Genomic DNA, 24,107 nt, shown 5'->3' on the forward strand with positions numbered 1-24,107 from the left:
GCTGAGGCGTGAAGATATTCTCTGATCGAGTGCGCGCGCGCACGGCGGGCGGAGAGTGAGAGTGCGGCGGTTCGGGCAGACGCAGGGCAAGGATCAGGCGAGGGTGGCGGGTGGCGGCGAGCAGGCGCTCGTCGGTGACCTGTTGCTCGCCTTGCGCGAGCGCGAGGACCATTACCGCACCAGCGTCGAGATGGCGCGCCATATCAGCTGGACCGCCGACGCGAGCGGCGCGATCCTCACCGTCAGCGCGCGCTGGGAAGAGATCACCGGGATCAGCCGCGCGCGCGCTCGACCGCGGCTGGATCGAGGCGCTCAACCCGCTCGACGTGCCGCCCACCCTGCTCGCCCGGCAGCACGCGCTCGACACCGGCGCGGCGGTCGAGTCCGATTACCGGCTGCGCACGCCCTACGGTGACCGCTGGTTACGCGCCTATGCCAAGCCGCGGCGCGACGCGAGCGGCGCGGTGACTCGCTGGTATGGCACGCTCGACGACATCGACGATCGCAAGCGCGCGGAACAGGCGATCCTCGGGCTGGCACGCCAACTCGACATCGCGGTCCTCGCCGAGGGGGTCGAGACCGCCGCTCAGGCTGAGTATCTGCTCGCCGGCGACTGTGCCGACGCGCAGGGCTATCTGTCCGGCCGCGCGATGCCCGCCGCGCAGGCGATGGCGCCGCTCGCCGCCGCCTGAGCCCTGATCAGCGGCGCTCGGACCGGCGCAGCCGCGCGCTGCTGATGCTGGCGAGCAGCAGCTCATAGTGATCGTTGGTGTAGCCCGCGGCGAGAAAGTTCTTCACCGCGCTCACCGGCACCGCGAAGCCCTGGTGCCAGGCGTGCACCGCGAGCCGGCGCAGCGCCTCCAGCTTCGGATCGGCGAGCCTCGGGTTGGGCTGCTTGCCGAACAGCACACCCATCGCCACCGAGATCCGGCCCGGCTCGCGCAGCGACGAGAGCCGGTCGCGGCGCGCGAGCGAGACCACCAGCCACTCGAGCGCGCTCAGCGCGGCGCGGTCGGCGGTGACCTCGGGTTCGGCGGTCGGCTCGGCGGCCGCCGGCGCGAGCCGGCGCTCGGCGGTGAGCGCGGCGGCGCCGCCGATGGCGGACGCGAAATCGATGAAGGCCATGTCGTCTCTCCCCTTCGGAGTCTGCGGGGCGCACGCCATCCGCCGGAGAACCGGGGCGAGAGCGCCGTGTCATTCTAGAGCGAGGGTGCCGCGCGGCTGACGCGCCACCGCGCCGGCGATCAGGTCGCTGGATCGTGGGTGAGCGGTCGTGCCATCGCGGCGTCCCTCCGGTGAAGGTGCCGCCGGAGCGTCACCGCCGTTTCTATACTATGCGGTATAGAAAGCCGTACCGGCGGCGTCAACGCTTTATGTACCGCTCGGTAGCGTTTTTTCTTACGAGCGGCTCAGCGCGTCGGCCACATCGCGAGGCTGGTGTCGACTACCTGCTCGAGCTCGGCGCGCGTCGCGCCGGACCCTGCCTGGACCGCCATGCCCTGCAGGATCGCGTAAAGATATTGGCATAGCGCCTGCGGCGTGATGTTGGCGGGGAACTCGCCGGCGCGCTGCGCCTGGTCGAAGCGCTCGACCAACGCCGCCTGCGACGAGGCACGGCGCGCGATCACGTCGTCCTTGATCGACTGTCCCTCCGACCCGCAGGCGGTGGCGCTGATCACGCCGAGGCATCCCTTCGGGCCGCCGCTGTTGCACTGCGCGTTGATGGCGCCGCGCATGAAATATTCCGCGACGGCGCGCGCGGTCGGCTGGTTGAGCGCCTCGCGCGTGTAGGCGAGCTTCTCCGCCTCGTAGAGGTCGAGCGCCTTGTGGAACAGCGCTTCCTTGTTGCCGAAGGCGGCGTAGAGGCTTGGCTTGGTGATCCCCATAGCCGAGGTGAGGTCGGCCATGGACGCGGCCTCATAGCCCTTGGTCCAGAAGACGCCGAGCGCGGCCGCTAGCGCCTGCTCGGTGCAGAACTCGCGCGGACGCCCCTTGACGGCGGAGCAGGCGGTGGCAGTGGATTCCATAACGGCCGGTATGTAATGTGCCTGCAACGCCGCGTCTAGGTCGGCGCGGCTCGGCTCGTCCCGTCGTGACGCGCACGAGGGTGACCGTGACCAGCGGCGTCGCGGCGAGGTCGCGGCGTCCGCCGAGCGAGGGTCGGTGTCCACGTTCGCCGGTTATCTTCTCAGCGATACCGTCCCATCGTCACCTTGAGCACCTGGGGGCGATCGACGAGGTTGATGCCGTAGTCGGTCTGGTCGCCGTTCCACACGCGCGCCATCACCCACTTGCCGTCGCGGAAGGCGCCCTCCTCGACTCGCACCACCATGCCCTCCCCGCCCGCGGCCGAGAAGGTGACACGGGCGTGGTCGCCGACGAGCAGGAACTCGTCGTCTGACAATTGCGCGACCGCGACGCCGCCGACCGGCTCGTCCGCCCAGGGCGTGGGATCGGCCTTGAGCCAGGTCCACTCGCGCAGGCCGAACTGCCACTCGCCCCAGGTCACCGCGATCTTCCATGCGCCGAGCGTGGTGGAGAGCGGGGCGCCGTCGTCGGGCTTGGCCGCTCCCCAGGTCGGACGCGACGCCGCGATCCGCGCCCAGTCGCGCGCGATCGGGGCCAGCGTGGCATAGGGCAGCGCGATCGCGTCGAGCGTCGCCGCGTCCAGCGCCTTGGCGCCGAGCGGGAAGTTGACATAGCCGGTCGCGTCCATGCCGAAGGGTGCGTAACCGATCGCGCCGCGGCCCAGCGCGGCGTAGAAGAAGCGCGCGAACTCGCGCGCGTTGCCGATCTCGGGGACCATCAGCGCATTGTCGGGGCGCGCGTATTTGTCGAGATATTGGACGACGTTGGCGCTCTTGCGATCGTAGATGTCGGGCGCGGCGAAGTCGATCGCGGGCGCCGCCGCCTTCCAGATGTCGAGCACGTCCTGCTGCGGCCCGCCGCTGGCGACGCCGTCCGGATCGGGCACGTTCGATGGCCCGGCGAGCGCGGCGTTGACATACATCGGCAGCGGCTTGGCCTTCTTCCCCGCCGCCGCGATCGCGTTGACGTAGGTGGCGACATACCAGGTGTTGAAGGCGCGATCGGCCTGTGCGCCGAACGCCTGCGCCCAGGTGCCGCGCCTGCCGGTACGCCGCGCCAGCGCAGGGGGGATCGGCTGCGCGAACAGCCGCTCGCCTTCCGCGCCATAGTCGCGCGGGTTGCGATAGCTGCCCGTCTCATTCTCGGGCTGGACCATCACGACGGTGTGCTGCGGGTCGTGGTCGCGGAGATAGTCCATCACCTTGACGAAGGCGCGACGGTCGGCCGCCAGCGTCGCCTGCGACAGCGGGGTGAGCACGCCGTGATCCTTGCCGTCGCGCGTCTTCATCCGCGGGAAGCGGCGGTTGTCGAGCTTGACCCAGTCGGGCGTGTAACCGGCACTCGTGTTCTTCCATGTGCCGAACCAGAGCAGCACAACGCGCTTGTCGTGCGCGCGCGCCTGGTCGAGCAGGATCTGGAGGAAGGACAGGTCGAACTCCCCCTCGCGCGGCTCGACCTGCTGCCAGGCAATCGGGATCTCGACCGTGTTGGCGTGGATCCGGTCCAGCATCGGCCAGACCTCGGGGAGCGCCGCGGCATAGTTGCTCGAGTTGTTGACCTGCGCGCCGAGCATCAGGAAGGGCGCGCCGTCGACCAGCAGCGCGTGGCGGCCGTCCTGGCTCACCAGCCGCGGCGGCGGCGCGGCTGCCTGCGCGCGCGCGTTAGACGCGCCCAGCGCGGCCATCCCCGCCGCGGCGGCCAGCGCGGCGCGTCCCCACCTCTTCGTCATTCACCCTCCCCCTTCGGATCGCCGTACAGGATGCCGCGGCCGTCGCTGCCGACATAGACCCGGCCGTAGCGCCGCGGGTCGCCGCTGATCACGCGCAGCCGCAGTCCCCAGCGATGCGCCGCGTCGTTGATCTGGACCCAGCGCGCGCCGCCGTCGGTCGAGCGGTAGATGCCGCGCTCTTGGTCCAATGTGGCGATCGCGTAGAGCGCCGGCCAGCCGCTGCCCGGCGCCGCCTTGCCGAGCCCGTAGCGATCGATCCGCGCCGCGCCGGTCGCCCGCGCCCAATGCTCGCCGGCATCTTCCGAGTGATAGAGCGTGCCAGCCACGAGCAGCCACGAAGCGCCGGCGCGCCCGGGTACCGCAACCAGCGGGTTCGCCGCCTCCCGGCCGATCGCGCGCGCCCCCGACAGGTCGGCGGGAAGTCCCTGCGCGGCGGCGGGCGCGAAGCTGGCGCCGCCGTCGTCGCTGCGCAGCACGCGCCCGCGCTCCGCGTCCACCGCGTAGAAGCGGCGCGGGTCGACCTTGTCGGCGGTGACCCGCGCGCCGCCCGGCAGGCCGGCGACCGCGCGCCAGGTCGCGCCGCGGTCGCGTGTCAGCAGCGGCCGGTCGCTCTCGACCAGGAAGGTGGCGCCGTCGGCCGAGACGGTGATCGCGGCGCTGCCGGTCTGCGCGCGCGCGGGCGCGCCGTCCGGCCGCGGCCTGGTCTCGCTCGCGGGCAGGCGCAGCGGCATCCAATCCTCGCCCCCGTCCTGCGACCAGGCGAGCGACGTATCGGGCACCACCGGCTTGTGCGTGTTGCCGCTGCGGACCAGCACCAGCGGCGCCGCGCCGGCGTAATCGAGCGAGTTGGTGTTGGTCAGGAACGGCGCGCGGTGGACGTGCGCGGGCGAGCGCGTCGGGTCGGCGTGGCGGAAGCCGCCGAGGTCGCCGAAGCCCGAGACTAGCGGCGCGCCGGCGGTCGGGCTCACCAGCGTGATGATCGCGGTCTGCTCGATCCCGCGCGTCCAGGGCGCCCAGCGCATCGTGCCCGGCCGCGCGAACGCGTCGGTGGCGTAGACCGTCGCGCCGGTGACATAGGCGGCATGCGCGGGATCGAACGGGTCGATCGCGAGCCCCGCGATCCAATGGCCGAAATTGGCCTTCCCGTCGAAGTCGAGGAAGGGCGTGGCGCTCACGTCGCGCGTGCTGCGGCGCCACAGCTCGTCCCAATGCGTGCCCGCGTCGGTGGAGCGCCACACCGTGTCGACCGGCTGGTAGCGGTCGACGGTGCTCACCGCGAGGACGCGCGGGTCCTGCGCCGAGACGGCGACGCCGAAGAAGCCGCCGGGCACCTCGCCGGCGGCGCGGTTCGGGGTGACGTCGCGCCAGGAACCGCCGGCGGGGTCATACCGCCAGACCGCGCCGTCGGTGACGCCGTTGGGGCCGATAGAGTCGCTGTAGCTGAGCGTGACGACGCCGTCGCCGCCGACCGCGGCCTTGACCGGGAGCAGCGCGGCGCGCGGGCCGCCCTCCACCGCGCGCCACGTCGCGCCGCCGTCGTCCGAGCGGAACAGGTGATGCTCGCCCGGATCGGCGCTGCCGGCGAGGATCCGGCCCCGGCGCGCCGGGTCGAACAGCACGAACGACAGCCCGCCGTGCGTGGTGCGCGGCCGGTCGGGGCGGCCGAGCCCGGCGAGCGGGAAGCTCGCCACCTTGCGCCAGGTCGCCGCGGCATCGTCGCTGCGCCACAGCCCGTCGTGGCGCGACCCGAAGTACAGCGTGTCGCGCGCGTGCGGGTCGATCGCGAGCCGCTCGCCCAGCCCGCGCCCGTCCTCGTTGCCGCCCATCGCGAAGGGCACCGGCGTGGTGCGCCAGTGCGCGCCGCGGTCGGTCGAGCGCAGGATCGCGGCGGGGCCGCGCGCGCTCATCCCGACCGCGAGATAGACGATGGTCGGGTCGCTCGGATCGGGCGCGACGCTCTCGACGCCCATGTAGCTCGGCTCGGCGACGGCGTCCTGCAGCGGCACCCAGCGGCGCGCGGCGGCGTCCCAGCGATAGGCGCCCCCCATGTCGGTCCGGAGATAGGCCAGCCCGCGCTCGGCGCGGCTGAAGACGATGCCGGGCGCGAACCCGCCGCCGCCCACGGTCACGTTGCGCCAGACATAGGGGAGAGCCGGCGCCGCGAGAACGTTCACGGCGGGCGCCGTGCCGAGGGCGAGGAGCATGGCAACCGACCGGATCCTCACCCTTCTCCCTCTCGCGCGATTTATCAGATCACTCTCGCTTCAAGGCTATGACACGGAGTATACCGCTACCACAATGGCTTCTGACGGAACCCACCCGTCGCCGTCATCACGAACTCGTCTCAGGATGCACGGTGCGGCAGAACCAGCGATGGTGGCACTCGCGGGACGGTGGATCCTGAAACAAGTTCAGGATGACGGCAGAAGAGCAGCCATCCCTACACCGCTACCGCCCCCGCGCGCCCGGCCGGCGCCGCGGCGCCGCGTCCGACTGGCGGCGCACCAGCGTATGGTCGAGCACGAGGCCGGGGGCGCTCGCCGTCGGGTCGTCGCGGCGCGCGCGCAGCATCTGAGTCAGCATCTGCACCGCGGCTCGGCTCATGTCCGCGATCGGCTGGTGGATCGTGGTGAGCTCGGGCCAGATCGTCGTCGCCAGCGTGCTGTCGTCGAACCCGACCACGGTGAGATCGCCCGGCACGTCGAGACCGCGCCGGTGCGCCACCGCCACGCTGGCGGCGGCCATGTCATCGTTGCTGGCGAAGATCGCGCTGGGCGGCTGCGCGATGTCGAGCAGCTCCTCGGTGGCGTCTAGTCCGGAGCGATAGCTGAATAGCCCGCGCGCGATCAGCGCCTCGTCGATTGTCAGACCCGCCCCCGTGAGCGCGTCGCGATAGCCCGCCAGCCGCTCCTCGCTCGCGGTCAGATTGGGGTTGCCGGTGATGAAGCCGACGCGCTGGTGCCCCAGCGCGAGAAGATGCTCGGTCATCGCCCGCGCCGCGGCGCGGTCGTCGATCGAGACGCGACCGATCCCCGCGGGCGCGCTGCTCGTCGCCACCACCACCGTCGGGACGCGCGCGGCGAGCAGCACGTCGAGCACCAGCGGTGAATCGCACAGCGGCGGCGGCAGGATGATGCCGTCGAGGCCCGAGGCGACCAGCCGCTCGGCGACCTCGGCCTCATGCTCGCCGGGGTCGCATTTCTGCACCACCAGCTGGATGTCGCCCCGCCCCGCCTCGTCGAGGCTGCCGAGCAGGAAGGCGCTGAGATAGGCCTCGCTCGGGTTGCTGTAGAGCAGCCCCAGCCGCACCTGCGACGCCCCCGCCAGGCTGCGCGCGGCGCGGTTGGGCGCATAGTCGAGCCGCTGGATCGCCTCGCGCACCGCCGCGCGCGTCGCCTCGCGCACGTTGTTCTCGCCGTTGATCACGCGCGACACCGTCATCGTCGAGACGCCGGCGAGCTGTGCCACGTCGGCGATCGTCGGCGCGCCGGTCTGGCGCGATCCGGTGCCGCGGATCCTGCGGATGTCCCCACTCATGGCTGCGATACGTACCAGTAAAAGGCGCCGCGCCTAGTGGCCGCGGTGAAAATGCTGATAGCGTTCTCAGCCACCGGCTTCTATGTTCGCTTCATCCACGGGATCGCACCCTAAAGGGCCGGCGACCCGTCGCTGGGAGGGGAAGAATGGGGCGTTTCTCGCAGTTCTCGCTGGCGCTGCTGCTCGCCGGCAGCGCCAGCGCCGGTGTCGCGCAGGTGGCGCATCCGGAGCGCTGGCCCGTGGCCAAGAGCGTCGGCCTGGTCGACGCCGCGACCGAGGCCAAGGTCACCGCGCTGATGAAGCGGATGACGCTGGAGGAGAAGATCGGGCAGATGATCCAGGCCGACATCGGCGCGATCAAGCCCGAGGACCTGCGCCGCTACCCGCTCGGCTCGATCCTCGCCGGTGGCAGCTCGCCGCCGCTGGGCAGCCCGGACCGTTCGCCCGCCGCCGCCTGGGTCGCCACCTCGCGCGCGTTCAACGCGGTGGCGCTGGAGCAGCGCGCCGGCCACGTCGCCATCCCGCTGATGTTCGGCGTCGACGCCGTGCACGGCGACAATAACGTCGTCGGTGCGACGCTCTTCCCGCACAACAGCGCGCTCGGCGCGATGCGCGACCCCGCGCTGATGCGCCGCATCGGCGCGGTCACCGCGGAGGAGACGGCGGCGGCGGGGATCGACTGGGCCTTCGGTCCGACGCTGGCGGTGCCGCAGGACGATCGCTGGGGCCGCGCCTATGAGGGCTATTCGGAAGATCCGGCGGTGGTCGCCTCCTACGCCGGTGCGATGATCGAGGGGCTGCAGGGCGTGCCCGGCCAGCAGGGCATCCAGCGCGGCCATGTCGCCGCCAGCCCCAAGCATTTCCTCGGCGACGGCGGCACCAGGGACGGCGTCGACCAGGGTGACACCCAGGTCGACGAGGAGACGCTGATCAAGGTCCACGGCGCCGGCTACCCGCCCGCGATCAGGGCGGGCGCGATGACGGTGATGGCCAGCTTCTCGAGCTGGAACGGCCAGAAGATGCACGGCAACCGCACGCTGCTGACCGACGTGCTCAAGGGCCGCATGGGGTTCGAGGGCTTCGTCGTCGGCGACTGGAACGGCCACGGGCAGGTGCCGGGCTGCACCAACAACGACTGCCCCGCCACCTTCGCCGCCGGGCTCGACATGGCGATGGCGCCGGACAGCTGGAAGGGCATGTTCGACACCACGCTCGCCGCGGTGAAGGCGGGCAAGCTGCCGATGGCGCGCGTCGACGACGCGGTGCGCCGCATCCTGCGCGTCAAGATGAAGCTCGGCCTGTTCGACCCGGCGCGGCCGTGGGAGGCGCGCGGTGCCACCGTCGGCTCCGCCGAGCACCGCGCGGTGGCACGCGAGGCGGTGGCCGAGAGCCTCGTGCTGCTCAAGAACAACGGCGTGCTGCCGGTCAGGGCGAGCGCCAACATCCTGGTGGTGGGTGACGCCGCGGACGACATCGGCCGCCAGGCGGGCGGCTGGACGCTATCGTGGCAGGGCGACGGCAACACCAACGCCGACTTCCCCGGCGCCACCTCGATCTACGCCGGGATCGCGGCCGCGGCAAAGGCGGGCGGCGGCACCGCGACCTTGTCGCGCGACGGCAGCTTCACCGCCAAGCCCGACGTCGCGATCGTCGTCTTCGGTGAGCAGCCCTATGCCGAGATGCGCGGCGACGTCCGCACGCTCGAGTTCGAGGCGGGCGACAAGGAGTCGCTCGCGCTGCTCAGGAAGCTGAAGGCGGCGGGTGTGCCGACCGTCTCGGTATTCCTCTCGGGCCGGCCGCTGTGGGTCAACCCCGAGCTCAACCAGTCCGACGCCTTCGTCGCGGCCTGGTTCCCCGGCTCCGAGGGCGCGGGCGTCGCCGACGTGCTGGTCGGCGGCAAGCGCGACTTCACCGGCAAGCTCTCCTTCAGCTGGCCCAAGAACGCCGGTCAGTTCACGCTCAACAAGGGCGCCCCTGGCTACGACCCCTTGTTCCCGTTCGGCTACGGGCTGAGCTACGCCAGCCGCGGCAGCGTGCCAATGCTGAGCGAGGAGGCCGGGGTCGACGCCAGCCTCGCCAACACCAGCCTGTTCTTCGCGCGCGGGCGCGTGCCGGCGCCGTTCCAGCTCGCGCTGGACCCGACGGTGACGCGAACCGCGGTGGACAGCGCCACCGCGCAGGAAGGCGCGGTGCAGCTGAGCTGGCGCGGCGCGGGTAGCGCGCGGATCACCGGCCCGGCGCTGTCGCTGGTGCGCGAGACCAACGCGGACCTCAACCTCCAGGTCAGCTACCGCGTCGACCGCGCCGCGACCGGGCCGGTGTCGCTGGCGCTGGGCGGCGGCAAGGTCGATGTCGCGCGCGCGCTGGGCTCGAGCGCCGGCTGGCACGTGCTGCGCGTGCCGCTGAAATGCTTCCGCGCCGCCGGCGCGAAGATGGAGTCGGTCGACACGCCGATGGCGCTGACCGCGACCGCGCCATTCACGGTCGCGATCTCGGATATCCGTCTCGCCACCGACCCCGCGGGTGCGGTATGTCCGGGCGCATGACGATGGATCTACCCAGCCGCCGCGCGGTGGTCACCGCGCTCGCCGCCGCACCTCTCGCCGCCTCCGCCGCGCGGGCCGCGCCGGCGGCGCCCGACGACGTCCCGGGCGCGACGATCCTGCTCTGGCCCGACGCCGCGCCCGGCGCCCCGGCCGCGCTGCCGACGCTCAAGATCGAGCAGCGCTCGACGGACGCGGGCTTCAACGATCGCTGGGTCACCGGCGTGGCGCGGCCGGGTTTGACGGTGCGGCGCCCCGCCCGGGCCAACGGCGCGGCGGTACTGCTGATCCCCGGTGGCGGCTACGGCTTCATCGCCTGGGACAATGAGGGCGAGGAGCAGGCGCGCTGGCTCACCAAGCTCGGCGTCACCTGCTTCATCCTCTCCTACCGGCTGCCCGCGGAGGGATGGAGCAACCGCGCGCTGGTGCCGCTGCAGGACGCGCAGCGCGCGGTGCGAGTGATCCGCGCGCGCGCGAGCGAGTTCGGGCTCGATCCCAAAAGAGTCGCGGTGCTGGGCTTCTCGGCGGGTGGACATCTCGCCGGCAGCCTCGCCACGCGCCACGCCGAGCCCGTCTATGCGCCGGTCGACGCCGCCGACGAACAGTCGGCGCGGCCCGACCTCGCCGGTCTGATCTACCCGGTGGTGACGCTGGCGGAGTCGTTCACGCACGAGGGCTCGCGCGACAATCTGCTGGGCACGCCGTCGAGCGACGCGCAGCGCCGCGACGCGTCGGTCGAGCGCCGCGTCGCCGCGGACACGCCGCCGGTCTTCCTCGTCCATGCGAGCGACGACGAGACGGTGCCGATCGCGAACAGCCTGGCGCTGTACCAGGCGCTGCTGGCGGCGAAGCGGCCGGCCGAGCTGCACGCCTTCGACCAGGGCGGCCACGGCTTCGGCACGCGCCTGCCCGACAGCGCGCCGGCGTCGGTCTGGCCCAAGCTGTTCGCCGCTTATGCGACGCGCCAGCGGGTGTTCCCGGCGGCGGTGTAACGGGTGGGCAGGGGGCGACCCGGTTCGGAACGGCGGCCACACCGCCCCCTTCCGTCATCCCTGCGAAGGCAGGAACCCGGACGCGCTGAGCGTGCGGGGGGAACGCGACGTCAGCGCGTCTGGATCCCCGCCTTCGCGGGGATGACGAAGGGGCGAGGAGGGACGAGGCCCGCAGCGTCACGCAGCGCGCCTCCATCCTCTCCCTTCACCGGCGGAGCAGCCCGCTCTCACATCTCCCCGCGCGCGCGCCGGATCGCGAACCAGCGCTTGACGTTGGCATTATGCTGCTCGAGCGTGTCGGCGAAGACGTGCCCGCCGCTGCCGTCCGCGACGAAATAGAGCGCGCGCGACGGCGCCGGATCGAGCACCGCGTCGATCGACAGTCGCCCCGGGTTGGCGATCGGCCCGACCGGCAGGCCGGCCGAGGCGTAGGTGTTGTAGCCGTTCCGGGCGTGAAGTTCGCTCTGGCGGATGCGGCGACCGAGCGGGCGGCCCCTGGTGATCGGATAGATCACGGTCGGGTCGGCCTGGAGCGGCATGCCCAGCCGCAACCGATTCGAGTAGACCGCCGCCACCGTCCGCCGCTCGGCGGGCTTGCCGGTCTCTTTCTCGACGATCGAGGCGAGCACCAGCGCCTGCTGCGGCGTCGTCACCGCCGACGTCGGCCTGCGTCGCTTCCATGCGGCGGCGAGATAGTCGCTCATCGCGCGCTGCATCCGCGCCAACACCGCGGCGCGCGGCTCGCCGCGCTCGAACGCATAGCCGTCGGGCAGCACCGAGCCTTCCGCCGGAACCGCGACGTCCCCGCTCAGTGCCTCGGCGCGCAGCAGCACGTCGCGCACCATCACCGCGGGCAGCCCCTCGGGGATCACCACCAGCCGCTGCACCACCTTGCCGCTCTGGAGCAGCGCGAGCACCTGCGACGCGCTGGCGTGCGCGGGGATGGCATATTCGCCCGCGCGGATCGGCGTCGCGCTGCCGAACAGCCGCGCCTGGAGGCGGAAGCGGTGCGCCGAGGCGATCACCCCCGCTCGCTCGAGCGCGGTGGCAGCGCCGGCGAGCGAGCTGCCCGCGGCGACGGTGACGTTGGCCTCGCGCGGGAGCGGGCCGGCGCCCTTCCAGCCCTGCGCCACCCACACGCCCGCGCCGAACAGCAGCAGCGCGACGATCAGTCCGAGACAGCCGAGCCGGCGCATGACGGTCCTCAGATCGTCTTCATCACCAGCGAGGCGTTGGTACCGCCGAAGCCGAAGCTGTTGTTGAGCACCGCGCGCACCTCACGCTTGCGCGCGACATGCGGCACGAGGTCGACGCCCTCGGCCCCTTCCGACGGATTGTCGAGGTTGAGCGTCGGCGGCACGATCTGGTCGCGCATCGCCAAAATGCAGAAGATGCTCTCCACCGCGCCCGCACCGCCGAGCAGGTGCCCGATCGCCGACTTGGTCGAGCTCATCGACAGCCCACCAACGGCATCCCCGAACAACCGCTTGACCGCGCCCAGCTCGATCATGTCGGCCATGGTCGAGGTGCCGTGCGCGTTGATATAGTCGATGTCCGACAGCGCGAGGCCCGACTTGCGCATCGCCATCTCCATCGCGCGATACGCGCCCGACCCTTCCGGCTCCGGCGCGGTGACGTGGAAGGCGTCGCCCGACAGACCGTAGCCGATCACCTCGGCGTAGATCTTCGCGCCGCGCGCCTTGGCCCGCTCATATTCCTCGAGCACCACGACGCCCGCCCCCTCGCCCATGACGAAGCCGTCGCGATCGCGATCATAGGGGCGGCTGGCCTGCTCGGGCCGGTCGTTGAAGCTGGTGTTGAGCGCGCGCGCCGCGGCGAAGCCGGCGATGCCGATCGGGCAGACCGTGCTCTCCGACCCGCCCGCGAGCATCACGTCGGCGTCGTCCAGCGCGATCATCCGCGCGGCATCGCCGATCGAGTGCGCACCGGTCGAGCAGGCGGTGACGACCGCGTGATTCGGCCCCATAAGGCCGTATTTGATCGAGACCTGCCCCGAGATCAGGTTGATCAGCCGGCCGTGGACGAAGTGCGGGCTGACCCGCTTCGGTCCCTTCTCGGCGAGCACGAGCGACTCGCTCTCGATCCCCGGCAACCCGCCGATGCCCGAACCGATCGAGCAGCCGGCGCGGAAGCGCTCCGCCTCGCTCATCTCGGTGAGACCCGCGTCCTCGAGCGCCTGCCCCGCCGCGTCGATCCCGTAGACGATGAAGGGATCGACCTGGCGCTGGACCTTGTGATCGACGCGCTTGTCGGGATCGAAGCCCCAGGGATGGTCAGGGGCCTTCACCTCGCACGCGATCGTGCACTTCTGGTCCGACGCGTCGAAGCGCGTGATCGGGCCGGCGCCCGAACGGCCCGCGATCAGATTGGCCCAGCAGGTCTCCACGTCCGCCCCGAGCGGGGTGACGAGGCCGAGACCGGTGACGACGACACGGCGCATAGACTTTCCTTCTTCACCGGCGCTGCGCCACGCGTCGCGCTGCCGGCTCTCGCAAACGAAACGGCTCCCCACCCTCTGGTCGAGGACAGGGAGCCGCTCAGATCAGCTCGCTAGAGCGGGAGGTCTCCCCCCGTTCCTCAGCCCTTGTGCTCGTCGATATAGGTGATCGCGTCCTTGACGGTCGAGATCTTCTCGGCCGCATCGTCGGGGATCTCGACGCCGAACTCTTCCTCGAACGCCATCACCAGCTCGACGATGTCGAGGCTGTCCGCGCCCAGATCGTCGATGAAGCTGGCGTCCTCGGTGACCTTGTCGGCCTCGACGCCGAGATGCTCGACGACGATCTTCTTCACGCGGTCGGCGGTCTCGCTCATAGCTTTCCCTCTTTCAATTGGGGGGTAGGTTTCGAATTGCTGAACGCAGGTAGAACGGGCTCGCTCCCGTGGCAAGGGTGCGAATGGCTCGCGACACCCCCCCTCACCCTGCTATTCGCCGCCCCGGCGGCTCAGACCATCGCCATGCCGCCGTTGACGTGCAGCGTCTGGCCGGTGACGTAAGCGGCCTCGCGTGACGCCAGGTACACCACCGCGGCGGCGATGTCCTCGCCGCTGCCGAGGTCGCCCGCCGGGATGCGCCCGAGTAGCGCGCTCTTCTGCGCCTCCGGCAGCCCATCGGTCATCGCCGAGCGGATGAAGCCCGGCGCGACGCAGTTGACCGTGATGCTGCGGCTGGCGAGCTCCTGCGCCAGCGCCTTGGACATGCCGACCAGGCCGGCCTTGGAGGCGGCGTAATTGGCCTGGCCCGGGTTGCCGGTCTGCCCCACCACCGAGGTGATCGAGACGACGCGGCCGAAACGCGCCTTCATCATCGGCTTGGCGGCGGCGCGGATCAGCCGGAAGGCGGCCTCGAGGTTGACCCGGATCACCTGGTCCCACTCCTCGTCCTTCATCCGCATCGCGAGATTGTCGCGCGTGACACCGGCGTTGTTGACCAGGACGTCCAGCTTGCCCAGCGCCTCCACCGCGCGCGGCACCAGCGCGTCCACCGCGGCGGCGTCGGACAGGTCGCAGGCGAGCGCGACATGCTCACCGCCGAGCTCGTCGCGGAAGCGTGCGAGCTTGTCCGCGTTGGAGCCCGACAGCGCGAGCCGCGCCCCCTGCGCCGCGAGGCCGCGCGCGATGGCGGAGCCGATCCCGCCGGAGGCGCCGGTGACCAGCGCGGTCATGCCTGTGAGATCGAACATGCTAACTCCTGTCACTCAGATGATTGTTCGCGCAGAGGCGCAGAGAGGGCGGTGATCGTTGACAGTCGCCGTATTCCTTCTCCGAGGGTCGCACCGCCGAAGTTGATGAGCAAGCCTACGCGCCTGTCCGTGAGGCGCAGATACGTCAGCAACTGCTTGGCGTGAGCGGCTGTAGGCCGCCCGACCGACTTGATCTCGACGACGAGCCGGTCTTCAACCAGCAGGTCGATGCGAAAGGCATGATCGAAGCGCATGTCCTCGAACCGGAGCGAGACCGGCACCTCAGTCTCCACCTGATACGCCGATCGTGGGAGCTTGGCCGCGAGCGCCGTCCCGTAGACGCTCTCGAGGAGGCCGGGGCCGAGCTCGCGATGGATCCGGATCGCGGCATCGATAACTCTGCCCGAGACGCGATCGACATCCGGTTCCACGACACCGCTGCGCCTCCGCGTCTCTGCGCGAACTCATAGACGCTTCATCAGCGCCTCGACGTCGTCCATCGACACCACGCTCACCGCCTCGACGTCGGGCGCGATGCGCTTGACCATCGGGGCGAGCACCTTGCCGCCGAACTCCACGAACTCGGTGACGCCCGCGTCCGCCATCGCCAGCACCGACTCGCGCCAGCGCACGCGGCCGGTCACCTGCTCGACCAGCAGCCGCCGGATCGCGCCCGGATCGGCCACCGCGACGGCGTCGACGTTGGCGAAGACCGGCACGAGAGGCGCGCGCAGCTCGGCCTCGGCCAGCGCCGCCTCCATCGCGCGCGCGGCATCCTCCATCAGCGAACAGTGGAAAGGCGCCGAGACCGGCAGCAGCACCGCGCGCTTGGCGCCGAGCTCCCTGGCCAGCGCGACCGCGCGCTCCACCGCGACGCGGTGTCCCGAGATCACCACCTGCGACGGGTCATTGTCGTTGGCGACGGTGCAGACCAGCGGCTCGCCGCCCTCCGCGAGGATCGAGTCGACCGCCGCACCCGCGATCGTCTCGGCCTTGGCGACGTCGGCGCCGAGCAACGCCGCCATCGCCCCCTCGCCCACCGGCACCGCCGCCTGCATCGCGCGACCGCGCAGTCTCAGCAGCCGCGCCGCCGTGGCGAGGTCGAAGGTCTCGGCCGCGCACAGAGCGGTATATTCGCCGAGCGAGTGGCCCGCGACATAATCGGCCTTGTCGGCGAGCACGACGCCGCCCTCGCGCGTCAGCACGCGAAGCGTCGCGATCGCGTTGGCCATGATCGCGGGCTGGGCGTTCTCGGTCAGCGTGAGTTCGTCCGCCGGCCCCTCCGCCATCAGCCGGCGCAGGTTCTGGCCGAGCGCCTCGTCGACCTCGCCGAACACCTCGCGCGCGACCGCCGAGGCATCTGCCAGCGCGGCGCCCATGCCGACTGCCTGGCTGCCCTGGCCGGGGAAGATGAACGCGCGCATCGTGCCTCTCCTTGGAAAGGCTGCGCTGCTAGGGCGGCACCCGGGAGCGGTCAACCGGCGCGGCCGCGTGGGGGGCCTGAGGACTTGCGCGCGCGGCGGCTTTGCGCCATAGCGCGCCCACTCGGGGCGGGAGGCTACGGCTTCTTCCGCCCCTTGTTGTTGCACGACAGCCGGAGGGGCGTGGCACATGGGGTGCCCGTCAGCGATCGGCCAACATAGAGGTACATGCATGGCTCTGTACGAGCACGTGTTCCTTGCGCGCCAGGATCTGGCACAGGCGCAAGTGGACGCGCTGGCGGAAGCCGCGACCAAGGTGGTCACCGACCACGGCGGCACGGTCGTCAAGACCGAGACCTGGGGGCTGCGCAGCCTCGCCTATCGCATCGCGAAGAACCGCAAGGCGCATTACGTGATGCTCGAGATCGACGCGCCGGGCGACACCGTCGCCGAGCTGGAGCGTCAGACCAGCATCAACGAGGACGTGATCCGCTACATGACCGTGCGCGTCGACGAGCACGAGCAGGGTCCGACCGTGATGATGCGCAAGCAGGAGCGCGACCGCGAGCGCCGCGGCGAGCGTGGTGAGCGCGGCGACCGGGGGGACCGCGGTGATCGCGGCGACCGTCCGCGTCGTGACCGCGAAGAGGAGATGGCATAATGGCGCGCCCGTTTTTCCGCCGCCGCAAGTCCTGCCCGTTCAGCGCCAAGGACGCGCCGCGGATCGACTATAAGGACGTCCGCCTGCTGCAGGGCTTCGTGTCCGAGCGCGGCAAGATCGTCCCGTCGCGCATCACCTCGGTGAGCGCGAAGAAGCAGCGCGAGCTGGCGCAGGCGATCAAGCGCGCGCGCCATCTGGGCCTGCTGCCCTACGTCGTGAAATAAGGAGAAGAGCAGATGGATATCATCCTGCTTGAGCGCGTCGAGAAGCTCGGCGGCATCGGCGACGTGGTGAAGGTGAAGGACGGGTTCGCCCGTAACTACCTGCTGCCGAACAAGAAGGCGCTCCGCGCCAACGAGGCCAACCGCAAGGTGTTCGAGGCCAATCGCGCGCGCATCGAGGCCGACAACGCGTCGCGTCGCTCGGACGCGGAGAAGGAGGCCGGCTCGTTCAAGGACGCGCAGGTCACGCTGATCCGTCAGTCGTCGAATACCGGCCAGCTGTACGGCTCGGTCGCGGTGCGCGATCTGGTCGAGGCGCTCGAGGCCGACGGTCACAAGGTGACCAAGAGCCAGATCGTGCTCGACCGCCCGATCAAGGCGATCGGCGTGTATGACGTGCGCGTGCAGCTTCACCCGGAGGTGGCGGTGACCGTCAAGGTCAACGTCGCCCGCTCGCCGGAGGAGGCCGACATGCAGGCGAAGGGCGTCGATGTCATGGCGCAGGTGTTCGAGGAAGGCCGTGACCAGGGCGGCTTCACCGAGGACTATGATCCCAACGCCGAGCCGGGCGCGACCGCCGAGACGCAGGACGAGCCGGCGCAGGGCTGAGCCCCGCGCCGTTGTCCGCAGCATAACAGAAAGGCCCGCCCGGAGCGATCCGGGCGGGCCTTTCCGTTTGGGCGCCGCGGGGGGTAACGACGCCCCGGGGAGGTCAGGGCACCGTCACAACCGCGCCGACGACCGCGGCGAGCGGGACAAGTGCTAGCAATAGCGGCATAATCTTGCTCATGGCGCGACTCGTAGTGGTGAATTGCCGCTGAGAATGCGCGCCGATCATGAAAGGTTGCGAGGGCCTGAACGAAAAGCGAGCGATGAACCGTGTCAGGATGCGACGGACCGGCGCGCGCCGCGGAACGGGCGCAGCACGGCAGGGTTGAGGTTCCAGGTAAACACCGCGCGTCCCGTCGGACGCGGCGGTGCTCATGTACAAGCGTAAGGGAATGGGTCGTGCAGGCGACGGATCGAGACAGGAGAGAGCGGCTCAGCGCCCTCGGCAAGGCGCTTCGGTCCAGCGTGACCGTGCCAACTGATACCTATATCACCCAGGATATACCGCTGCTGCTGACACGATTGTCGCAGGTGCCGGCGCGCCCGCCCGAGCGGGAGCGGTAGATCTATCGCACGGTCGACACCGAGCGGAGCTACCCCTTACCTCACCCACGATGACCGGCCGAGCTCACATCGGCGAACGTGGGCAGAGGAGGCGCTTTCCCTGGCATCGCGCCTCACCCGTTCGTCGTCAACCGTGCACATTATCCATCCCGGCCGGCGAGCTCGCATTGACAGGGGCGCCGCCATGCGGCTCAGACGTGCCGCTCGCGCCCGCGCCGGTCGCGCCGGCGCCGTGAGATGAGGAACCTGACACCATGACGCCGCTGGACGGCACGATCGTGCTCGACGCGGCGGCGATGCGCGCCGCCGAGCAGGCGGCGATCGCCGCCGGGGACAGCGTCGAGGCACTGATGCAGCGCGCCGGCCGCGCCGTCGGTGACGCGGTCCACCGGCTCGCCGGCGCGCACGCGGTGCTGGTGGTCTGCGGGCCGGGCAACAACGGCGGTGACGGCTATCTCGCCGCGGCGCGTCTGCGTGCGCTCGGCCGCACCGTCCGCGTCGCCGCCGCGGGCGAGCCGCGTGGCGCCGCCGCGATCGCCGCGCGCGGCGCCTGGGGCGGCGCGGTCGAGCCGCTCGCCGCGGCCAAGCCGGCGCCCGTGCTGGTCGATTCGCTCTACGGTACCGGGCTCAGCCGCGCGCTCGCGGCCGCGGAGGCAGCGGCGCTGGCCAAGCTCGCTGGCGCGGCGACACTGGCGATCGCGGTCGATCTGCCCAGCGGTGTGGCGAGCGACGACGGCGCGCTGCTCGGCGCGGTGCCACGCTACCATGTCACGCTCGCGCTCGGCGCGGCCAAGCCGGCGCACCTGCTCCAGCCCGCAGCCGCGCACTGCGGCGCGGTGCGCGTGCTGCGGCTCGACCTCGCGCTGAGCGGCGACGCGCGCGCGCTGGCCGCGCAGAACCTCGCCGCTCCTCGCGTCGATAGCCATAAGTTCAGCCGCGGCATGGTCGCGGTGGTGAAGGGGCGGATGGCGGGCGCGGGCGAGCTCGCCGCGCGCGCGGCGATGCGTGCGGGCGCGGGCTATGTCGCGCTGCTCGGGGCCACCATCCCGCAGTCGCCGCACGCGCTGGTGCGCCGCTCGCTCGAGCGCGACGACCCGCTCGCCGACCCGCGCGTCGGCGCGCTCGTGGTCGGCCCCGGACTCGGCCGCGACGATCACGCGCGCGCGCTGCTCGAGCGCGCGCTGGCGAGCGACCGCGCGCTGCTGATCGACGGCGACGCGCTCCACCTGCTGACACCCGAGCGGCTGCGCGCGCGCGGCGGCACGATCGTGCTCACGCCGCACGCGGGCGAGTTCGCCGCCCTGTTCGGCACGGCGCGCGGCTCCAAGCTCACCGCCGCACGCGCCGCGGCGGAGCGCGCCGGTGCGATCCTGGTCTACAAGGGGCCCGACACGGTGATCGCCGCGCCCAGTGGTCGCGCATGGCTCGCCGGCGAGGCGAGCAGCTGGCTCTCCACAGCGGGCAGCGGCGACGTGCTGGCGGGCGCGATCGCGGCGCGGCTGGCCGCGGGCGGCGACCCGCTCGACGCGGCCGCCGCGGGCGTCTGGCTGCACACCGCCGCGGCGCGACGGCTCGGCGCCGGCTTCGTGGCCGACGACCTCGCCGAGGCGCTCGCCCCGGCGCTCGCGGCGGTGATCCGGGAGACACGCGCGTGAGCCTCATCGTCAAGGTCGCCGGTCGCGGCGACGGCGTCACCGCCGATGGCCGCTATGCCGCCTTCGCCGCGCCCGGTGACACGCTCGCGGAGGACGGCAGCGTCCTTCCCGGTCCGCACCATCAGGTGCCGCCCTGCCGTCACTTCCCGACCTGCGGTGGCTGCCAGCTCCAGCATCTCGACGACCCGAGCTGGGCCGGCTTCATCACCGAGCGGGTCGAGTCGGCGCTGGCGGCGCAGGGGCTCGTCGCGCCGATCCGCGCGCCGCTGCTCTCGCCGCCGCGCACCCGCCGCCGCGCGACGCTCCACTTCGAGCCCGCCGGGCGACTCGGCTTCAGCGCGGAGAAGAGCCACCAGCTCGTCGACCTGCAGGAATGCCACGTGCTCGCGCCGGAGCTGTTCGCCCTGGTCAAGCCGCTGAAGAAGCTGCTGGTCTCGTTCAGGGCGAAGCGACGCCTCGACGTCCATCTCGCGCTCGCGGACCAAGGCCCCGACGTGCTCGTCACCGGTGTCGCGCCCGAGGGACTGCAGCATCACGACTCGATCACCGCCTTCGCCCAGGCGCATGGCGTCGCGCGTGTCGCCTTCGACGACGGTCTCGGCGCGGAGACGCGTTGGGAACCGGAGCCGGTCACGGTGACGCTCGGCGCGGTCGCGGTGCCGCTGCCGCCCGGCGCCTTCCTCCAGGCGACGCGCGAGGGCGAGGCGGCGCTGGTCGCGGCCATGCGCGAGGCAGTGGGTGTGCCGCGGACGCTGGCGGACCTGTTCGCCGGGCTCGGCACCTTCGCGCTGGCGCTGCCCGCGCGCGTCTACGCGGCCGAGGGCGTTCGTGACGCGCTGCTGGCGCTGAAGGCGGCGGCGGGTCGCGCCGGGCGACCGGTCTTCACCGAGCACCGCGACCTGTACCGGCGCCCGCTCACCGCGACCGAGCTCGACCGCTTCGACGCGGTGGTGCTCGACCCGCCCCGCGCCGGCGCGCGCGAGCAGGCCGCGCAGCTGGCCGCGAGCAAGGTGCCAGTAGTGGCGTATATCTCGTGCAATCCTAGCAGCTTGGCTCGTGATGCTAAGGAGATGGTGGAGGCAGGATACCGGCTCGACTGGGTTCAGCCTGTGGGGCAGTTCCGCTGGTCGACGCATGTCGAGCTCGCGGCGCGACTGTCGCGCGGGGGGTGAACCGCGGCGTGACCGTGAAGCCCCCCGTCATCCCCCCGCGGAGGCGGGGATCGAGACGGATGCTGTCGGCTGATCGCTGACGTCAGAGTGTTTGGACCCCGCCTTCGCAGGGATGACGGCGGGCGGCAGGCAGATAGCGTATGTCTCCGGCTAGCCGGGTCCACGGGCTCGGCGCCTCACGCCGGGTAGCGCGCGTCCACGAAGTATAGCCCGTCCGGCGGCGCGTTGAGCCCGAGCCGCGCGCGATCGGCGGCGCGCAGCGCGTCGCCCAGGTCGTCCGCGCGCCACCGCCCGAGCCCGACCAGCGCGAGGCAGCCGACCATCGAGCGCACCTGGTGGTGGAGGAACGAGCGCGCCGCGACCTCGACCGCGAGCCGGTCGCCGTCGCGCGTCACCGCGATCGAGTCGAGCGTCTTGATCGGGCTGGCCGACTGGCAGTGCGCCGAGCGGAAGGTGGTGAAATCGTGCTGGCCGACGAGCTGCTGCGCCGCCGCGTGCATCGCCGTCGCGTCGAGCGGCTGTGTCACCTGCCAGGCGAGGCCGCGCTCCAGCGTCAGCGGCGCGCGGCGGTTGACGATCCGGTAGGTATAAGCGCGACCGAGACAGGAGAAGCGCGCGTGCCAGTCGTCCGCGACGACCTCGCACGCGGTGATCGCCACGGGCGCGGGTCGCAGCCGCGCGTTGAGCGCCTCGCCGAGTCGGAAAGCGGCGAGCGGCTTGGCGACGTCGAGGTGAGCGCGCATCGCGGTGGCGTGGACGCCCGCGTCGGTGCGGCCGGCGGCGTGCGCGACCACCGTCTCGCCCGTGACCGCGTGCGCCGCCTCCTCGATCGCCTGCTGCACGCTCGGCCCGTGTGCCTGACGCTGCCAGCCCATGAACGGCCGCCCGTCGAACTCGACGGTCAGCGCGAAGCGGGTCACAGGATCGTGCCCGGCGGCAGCGCGAAGCCGCGCAACAGCTCGCCCGCGTCCATCTCGCCGCGCCCGGCGCGCTGCACCCGCAGCAGCCGGATCGCGCCGCTGCCGCACGCCACCAGCAGCGCGTCGTCGAGCACCTCGCCGGGTGCGCCCGAACCGGCTTCCGCGCGCGCCGCGCGCACCTTGATCCGCTCGCCGGCATGCTCGACGAAGGCGCCCGGCGCTGGGTCGAAGGCGAGGACCTGGCGTTCGACCTGTGCGGCCGCGGCGGTGAAGTCGAGCCGCGCCTCCTCCTTGCTGATCTTGGCCGCGTAGGTGACGCCGTCCTCGGGCTGCGCGCGCGGCGGATAGCCATCGGGATCGGCCAGCACCTGCACCATCAGCCGCGCGCCCATCCCGGCGAGCTCGGCGGTGAGCTGCCCCGCGCTCTTGCCCGCGCACGACGTCCGCCCCTCCAGCCGCACCGGGCCAGTATCGAGCCCCGCCTCCATCTGCATGATGCCGACGCCCGTCTCGGCGTCGCCGGCGAGGATGGCGCGCTGCACCGGCGCGGCGCCGCGCCAGCGCGGCAGCAGCGAGCCGTGGACGTTGAGGCAGCCGAACCGCGGCGCGTCGAGCACCGCGCGCGGCAGTATGAGGCCGTACGCCGCGACCACCGCGACGTCGACGTCCCGTGCCGCGAAGGCCGCCTGTGCGCCCGCGTCGCGCAGCGTCACCGGCGTGTGGACCTCCAGCCCGAGCGCCTCGGCGCGGCGCTGCACCGGTGTCGGCACCAGCTCGCGCCCGCGCCGACCGCCGGGGCGCGGCGGCTGGCAGTAGACCGCGGCGACGTCGTGCCCCGCGGCCACCAGCGCGTCGAGCGTCGGCGCCGCGAACTCGGGGGTTCCCATGAAGATGATCCGCATGGCGCCAGCTCTCGACACGCTGGCGCGGCGCGACGCAACCCCCTATCTGTTCCGCATGGCATCCCCCGAGATCGAGGCGCTGACCAACGCGCTGGCGCGGCTCCCCGGTTTCGGCCCGCGCTCGGCGCGGCGCGCGGTGCTGCACCTCGTCAAGAAGCGCGAGGGCGCGCTGGTGCCGCTGCGCTCGGCGCTGGTCGCGGTGGAGGAGCGGCTGTCGACCTGCTCGATTTGCGGCAACGTCGACACCACCGACCCGTGCGCGATCTGCGCCGACCCGCGCCGCGACGACCGCTCGCTCTGCGTCGTCGAGGACGTCGCCGATCTCTGGGCGCTGGAGCGCTCGCGGCTGTTCCCGGGGCGCTTCCACGTGCTCGGCGGCCGGCTCTCCGCGCTGGAGGGGGTGCGACCCGAGGATCTCGCGGTCGAGCCGCTGCTCGCGCGTGTCGCGGGTGGCGGGGTGGACGAGGTGGTGCTGGCGATGAACGCGACGCTGGAAGGCCAGACCACCGCGCACTATCTCGCCGAGCGGCTGGAGCGCTTCCCGGTACGGCTCACCCAGCTGGCGCACGGCCTGCCGGTCGGCGGCGAGCTCGACTATCTCGACGAGGGTACGCTGGCGCAGGCGCTGCGCGCGCGCCGCCCGGTGGCGTGACCGCGCTCGCTTGACGCCTCTCCGGCGTGCCCCTAGCTCGCGCGCATGGCCATTCTTCCGATCGTAGAGGTACCCGACGCGCGGCTGCGCGAGACCTGCGTGCCCGTCGCCGAGGTCAACGACGAGGTGCGGGGCATCGTCGCCGACATGTTCGACACGATGTACGACGCGCGCGGCATCGGACTGGCCGCGATCCAGGTCGGCATCCTGCAGCGGATCGTCGTGATCGACCTGCAGGAGCGCGAGCTCGAGGAGGGCGAGCCGCCCGAGGCCGCGCGCGCGCCCCAGGCCTTCATCAACCCCGAGATCAGCTGGATCAGCGAGGAGCAGTCGAGCTACAACGAGGGCTGCCTGTCGATCCCCGAGCAATATGCCGAGGTGACCCGCCCGGAGCGCTGCCGCGTCACCTGGCGTGACACCGCGGGCGAGCGCCACGAGGCCGAGTTCGAGGGGCTGATGTCGACCTGCATGCAGCACGAGATCGACCATCTCAACGGCGTGCTGTTCATCGACCATATCTCGCGGCTGAAGCGAGGCATGTTGCTGAAGAAGTTGGACAAGCTCCGCCGCGGCGGGTGACCGCAGGGCGACGGCGCGCGCCGCGTCATCGTGAAACGCGCCCTCCTCTCATCCGACGGGTTCGGGATCACGCGCGTGAGAAGGTCAGCCGCGCTCCGTTGCTGCATGCCCCTTTTCACAGGGTCGACTTCCCCCGCGCCGCCCCCTAGATCGCGCGC

General features: G+C 71.9%; 24 protein-coding genes. 11 read left to right on the forward strand and 13 right to left on the reverse strand.

All coding sequences use genetic code 11. The features are described from left to right. The first annotated feature begins 103 nt into the window (after positions 1-103). Together K7957_RS20735 and K7957_RS03330 are read left to right on the forward strand one after the other, a co-directional pair. Positions 104-415 carry a PAS domain S-box protein gene (locus tag K7957_RS20735; RefSeq protein WP_425517162.1) on the forward strand — a complete coding sequence of 104 codons (312 nt, stop codon included), beginning with the start codon at positions 104-106 and terminating at the stop codon, positions 413-415. After that, complete coding sequence (locus K7957_RS03330; RefSeq protein WP_425517163.1) at positions 303-692, forward strand: PAS domain-containing protein; 390 nt, start codon at positions 303-305, stop codon at positions 690-692. The genes K7957_RS20735 and K7957_RS03330 overlap by 113 nt, the downstream gene beginning before the upstream one ends. Positions 693-699: 7 nt before the next feature. Here the strand turns inward: K7957_RS03330 and K7957_RS03335 are convergent, their stop codons facing one another. The 5 genes from K7957_RS03335 to K7957_RS03355 form a co-directional block, all read right to left on the reverse strand. Beyond that, positions 700-1,125 (reverse strand): hypothetical protein, encoded by a 426-nt coding sequence (locus K7957_RS03335; RefSeq protein ID WP_223010532.1) that lies wholly within the window; start codon positions 1,123-1,125, stop codon positions 700-702. 284 nt (positions 1,126-1,409) lie between these two features. Further along, the gene (locus K7957_RS03340) at positions 1,410-2,027 is read right to left on the reverse strand and encodes a TetR/AcrR family transcriptional regulator (protein WP_223010533.1); all 618 of its coding nucleotides are present in this window, start codon (positions 2,025-2,027) and stop codon (positions 1,410-1,412) included. 161 nt (positions 2,028-2,188) lie between these two features. Beyond that, a complete protein-coding gene (locus K7957_RS03345) occupies positions 2,189-3,817 on the reverse strand; it encodes a DUF5597 domain-containing protein (protein WP_223010534.1) in 1,629 nt (542 codons plus the stop codon). After that, entirely contained in the window at positions 3,814-5,991 is a 2,178-nt protein-coding gene (locus K7957_RS03350; protein ID WP_343228288.1) for a WD40/YVTN/BNR-like repeat-containing protein, read from the reverse strand. Before K7957_RS03350 ends, K7957_RS03345 begins: the two co-directional genes overlap by 4 nt. A gap of 274 nt (positions 5,992-6,265) precedes the next feature. After that, entirely contained in the window at positions 6,266-7,354 is a 1,089-nt protein-coding gene (locus tag K7957_RS03355) for a LacI family DNA-binding transcriptional regulator (protein WP_223010536.1), read from the reverse strand. 146 nt (positions 7,355-7,500) lie between these two features. On the opposite strand from K7957_RS03355, the gene K7957_RS03360 reads away from it, so the two are divergent. Together K7957_RS03360 and K7957_RS03365 are read left to right on the forward strand one after the other, a co-directional pair. Then, a complete protein-coding gene (locus K7957_RS03360; RefSeq protein ID WP_223010537.1) occupies positions 7,501-9,900 on the forward strand; it encodes a glycoside hydrolase family 3 protein in 2,400 nt (799 codons plus the stop codon). A gap of 2 nt (positions 9,901-9,902) precedes the next feature. Next, on the forward strand, positions 9,903-10,889 hold the full coding sequence (locus K7957_RS03365) for an alpha/beta hydrolase (protein ID WP_223011103.1): 987 nt from the start codon (positions 9,903-9,905) through the stop codon (positions 10,887-10,889). A 227-nt stretch (positions 10,890-11,116) separates the two neighbouring features. Here the strand turns inward: K7957_RS03365 and mltG are convergent, their stop codons facing one another. The 6 genes from mltG to fabD form a co-directional block, all read right to left on the reverse strand. After that, entirely contained in the window at positions 11,117-12,085 is a 969-nt protein-coding gene (gene mltG, locus K7957_RS03370; protein ID WP_223010538.1) for an endolytic transglycosylase MltG, read from the reverse strand. 8 nt (positions 12,086-12,093) lie between these two features. Beyond that, on the reverse strand, positions 12,094-13,350 hold the full coding sequence (fabF, locus tag K7957_RS03375; RefSeq protein ID WP_223010539.1) for a beta-ketoacyl-ACP synthase II: 1,257 nt from the start codon (positions 13,348-13,350) through the stop codon (positions 12,094-12,096). 137 nt (positions 13,351-13,487) lie between these two features. After that, positions 13,488-13,724 (reverse strand): acyl carrier protein, encoded by a 237-nt coding sequence (locus tag K7957_RS03380; RefSeq protein ID WP_028056834.1) that lies wholly within the window; start codon positions 13,722-13,724, stop codon positions 13,488-13,490. 131 nt (positions 13,725-13,855) lie between these two features. Then, positions 13,856-14,593, reverse strand: coding sequence for a 3-oxoacyl-[acyl-carrier-protein] reductase (gene fabG / locus K7957_RS03385; protein WP_223010540.1), 738 nt, complete (start codon positions 14,591-14,593; stop codon positions 13,856-13,858). A gap of 11 nt (positions 14,594-14,604) precedes the next feature. Further along, positions 14,605-15,024 (reverse strand): GxxExxY protein, encoded by a 420-nt coding sequence (locus K7957_RS03390; protein WP_223010541.1) that lies wholly within the window; start codon positions 15,022-15,024, stop codon positions 14,605-14,607. A 33-nt stretch (positions 15,025-15,057) separates the two neighbouring features. Next, positions 15,058-16,017: an ACP S-malonyltransferase gene (gene fabD / locus K7957_RS03395; RefSeq protein ID WP_223010542.1), complete on the reverse strand. Its 960-nt coding sequence runs from the start codon at positions 16,015-16,017 to the stop codon at positions 15,058-15,060. A gap of 229 nt (positions 16,018-16,246) precedes the next feature. On the opposite strand from fabD, the gene rpsF reads away from it, so the two are divergent. From rpsF to K7957_RS03420, 5 genes are all read left to right on the forward strand, one after another. Then, on the forward strand, positions 16,247-16,675 hold the full coding sequence (gene rpsF / locus K7957_RS03400; RefSeq protein WP_223010543.1) for a 30S ribosomal protein S6: 429 nt from the start codon (positions 16,247-16,249) through the stop codon (positions 16,673-16,675). Continuing rightward, positions 16,675-16,899: a 30S ribosomal protein S18 gene (rpsR, locus tag K7957_RS03405; protein WP_007403456.1), complete on the forward strand. Its 225-nt coding sequence runs from the start codon at positions 16,675-16,677 to the stop codon at positions 16,897-16,899. Before rpsF ends, rpsR begins: the two co-directional genes overlap by 1 nt. A gap of 12 nt (positions 16,900-16,911) precedes the next feature. Next, the gene (gene rplI / locus K7957_RS03410) at positions 16,912-17,505 is read left to right on the forward strand and encodes a 50S ribosomal protein L9 (protein WP_223010544.1); all 594 of its coding nucleotides are present in this window, start codon (positions 16,912-16,914) and stop codon (positions 17,503-17,505) included. Positions 17,506-18,323: 818 nt separating this feature from the next. Further along, on the forward strand, positions 18,324-19,724 hold the full coding sequence (locus K7957_RS03415) for an NAD(P)H-hydrate dehydratase (protein WP_223010545.1): 1,401 nt from the start codon (positions 18,324-18,326) through the stop codon (positions 19,722-19,724). Then, positions 19,721-20,896, forward strand: coding sequence for a class I SAM-dependent RNA methyltransferase (locus tag K7957_RS03420; protein WP_223010546.1), 1,176 nt, complete (start codon positions 19,721-19,723; stop codon positions 20,894-20,896). The genes K7957_RS03415 and K7957_RS03420 overlap by 4 nt, the downstream gene beginning before the upstream one ends. A 176-nt stretch (positions 20,897-21,072) precedes the next feature. Here K7957_RS03420 and truA read toward each other — a convergent pair whose 3' ends face one another. Both truA and fmt read right to left on the reverse strand, forming a co-directional pair. Continuing rightward, positions 21,073-21,816, reverse strand: coding sequence for a tRNA pseudouridine(38-40) synthase TruA (truA, locus tag K7957_RS03425; RefSeq protein ID WP_223010547.1), 744 nt, complete (start codon positions 21,814-21,816; stop codon positions 21,073-21,075). Next, a complete protein-coding gene (gene fmt, locus K7957_RS03430) occupies positions 21,813-22,718 on the reverse strand; it encodes a methionyl-tRNA formyltransferase (protein ID WP_223010548.1) in 906 nt (301 codons plus the stop codon). The genes truA and fmt overlap by 4 nt, the downstream gene beginning before the upstream one ends. Before the next feature lie 55 nt (positions 22,719-22,773). Between fmt and recR the strand changes: the two genes are divergently transcribed. Both recR and def read left to right on the forward strand, forming a co-directional pair. After that, positions 22,774-23,370, forward strand: coding sequence for a recombination mediator RecR (gene recR, locus K7957_RS03435; protein ID WP_223011104.1), 597 nt, complete (start codon positions 22,774-22,776; stop codon positions 23,368-23,370). 45 nt (positions 23,371-23,415) lie between these two features. Next, entirely contained in the window at positions 23,416-23,949 is a 534-nt protein-coding gene (gene def, locus K7957_RS03440) for a peptide deformylase (protein WP_223010549.1), read from the forward strand. Positions 23,950-24,107 lie beyond the last annotated feature (158 nt).

The organism is Sphingomonas yunnanensis, assembly GCF_019898765.1.
Lineage (GTDB): Bacteria > Pseudomonadota > Alphaproteobacteria > Sphingomonadales > Sphingomonadaceae > Sphingomonas > Sphingomonas yunnanensis.

What these genes read in the sequence shown, in the direction of transcription:
- K7957_RS03380 (WP_028056834.1), bottom strand. Translation starts at nt 13,724, where the DNA reads ATGAGCGAGACCGCCGACCGCGTGAAGAAGATCGTCGTCGAGCATCTC.
- rpsR (WP_007403456.1), top strand. Translation starts at nt 16,675, where the DNA reads ATGGCGCGCCCGTTTTTCCGCCGCCGCAAGTCCTGCCCGTTCAGCGCC.
- K7957_RS03355 (WP_223010536.1), bottom strand. Translation starts at nt 7,354, where the DNA reads ATGAGTGGGGACATCCGCAGGATCCGCGGCACCGGATCGCGCCAGACC.
- K7957_RS03345 (WP_223010534.1), bottom strand. Translation starts at nt 3,817, where the DNA reads ATGACGAAGAGGTGGGGACGCGCCGCGCTGGCCGCCGCGGCGGGGATG.
- K7957_RS03340 (WP_223010533.1), bottom strand. Translation starts at nt 2,027, where the DNA reads ATGGAATCCACTGCCACCGCCTGCTCCGCCGTCAAGGGGCGTCCGCGC.
- recR (WP_223011104.1), top strand. Translation starts at nt 22,774, where the DNA reads ATGGCATCCCCCGAGATCGAGGCGCTGACCAACGCGCTGGCGCGGCTC.
- fabG (WP_223010540.1), bottom strand. Translation starts at nt 14,593, where the DNA reads ATGTTCGATCTCACAGGCATGACCGCGCTGGTCACCGGCGCCTCCGGC.
- rplI (WP_223010544.1), top strand. Translation starts at nt 16,912, where the DNA reads ATGGATATCATCCTGCTTGAGCGCGTCGAGAAGCTCGGCGGCATCGGC.
- fabD (WP_223010542.1), bottom strand. Translation starts at nt 16,017, where the DNA reads ATGCGCGCGTTCATCTTCCCCGGCCAGGGCAGCCAGGCAGTCGGCATG.
- K7957_RS03415 (WP_223010545.1), top strand. Translation starts at nt 18,324, where the DNA reads ATGACGCCGCTGGACGGCACGATCGTGCTCGACGCGGCGGCGATGCGC.
- def (WP_223010549.1), top strand. Translation starts at nt 23,416, where the DNA reads ATGGCCATTCTTCCGATCGTAGAGGTACCCGACGCGCGGCTGCGCGAG.
- rpsF (WP_223010543.1), top strand. Translation starts at nt 16,247, where the DNA reads ATGGCTCTGTACGAGCACGTGTTCCTTGCGCGCCAGGATCTGGCACAG.
- K7957_RS03365 (WP_223011103.1), top strand. Translation starts at nt 9,903, where the DNA reads ATGGATCTACCCAGCCGCCGCGCGGTGGTCACCGCGCTCGCCGCCGCA.
- mltG (WP_223010538.1), bottom strand. Translation starts at nt 12,085, where the DNA reads ATGCGCCGGCTCGGCTGTCTCGGACTGATCGTCGCGCTGCTGCTGTTC.
- K7957_RS03360 (WP_223010537.1), top strand. Translation starts at nt 7,501, where the DNA reads ATGGGGCGTTTCTCGCAGTTCTCGCTGGCGCTGCTGCTCGCCGGCAGC.
- fmt (WP_223010548.1), bottom strand. Translation starts at nt 22,718, where the DNA reads ATGCGGATCATCTTCATGGGAACCCCCGAGTTCGCGGCGCCGACGCTC.
- K7957_RS03335 (WP_223010532.1), bottom strand. Translation starts at nt 1,125, where the DNA reads ATGGCCTTCATCGATTTCGCGTCCGCCATCGGCGGCGCCGCCGCGCTC.
- fabF (WP_223010539.1), bottom strand. Translation starts at nt 13,350, where the DNA reads ATGCGCCGTGTCGTCGTCACCGGTCTCGGCCTCGTCACCCCGCTCGGG.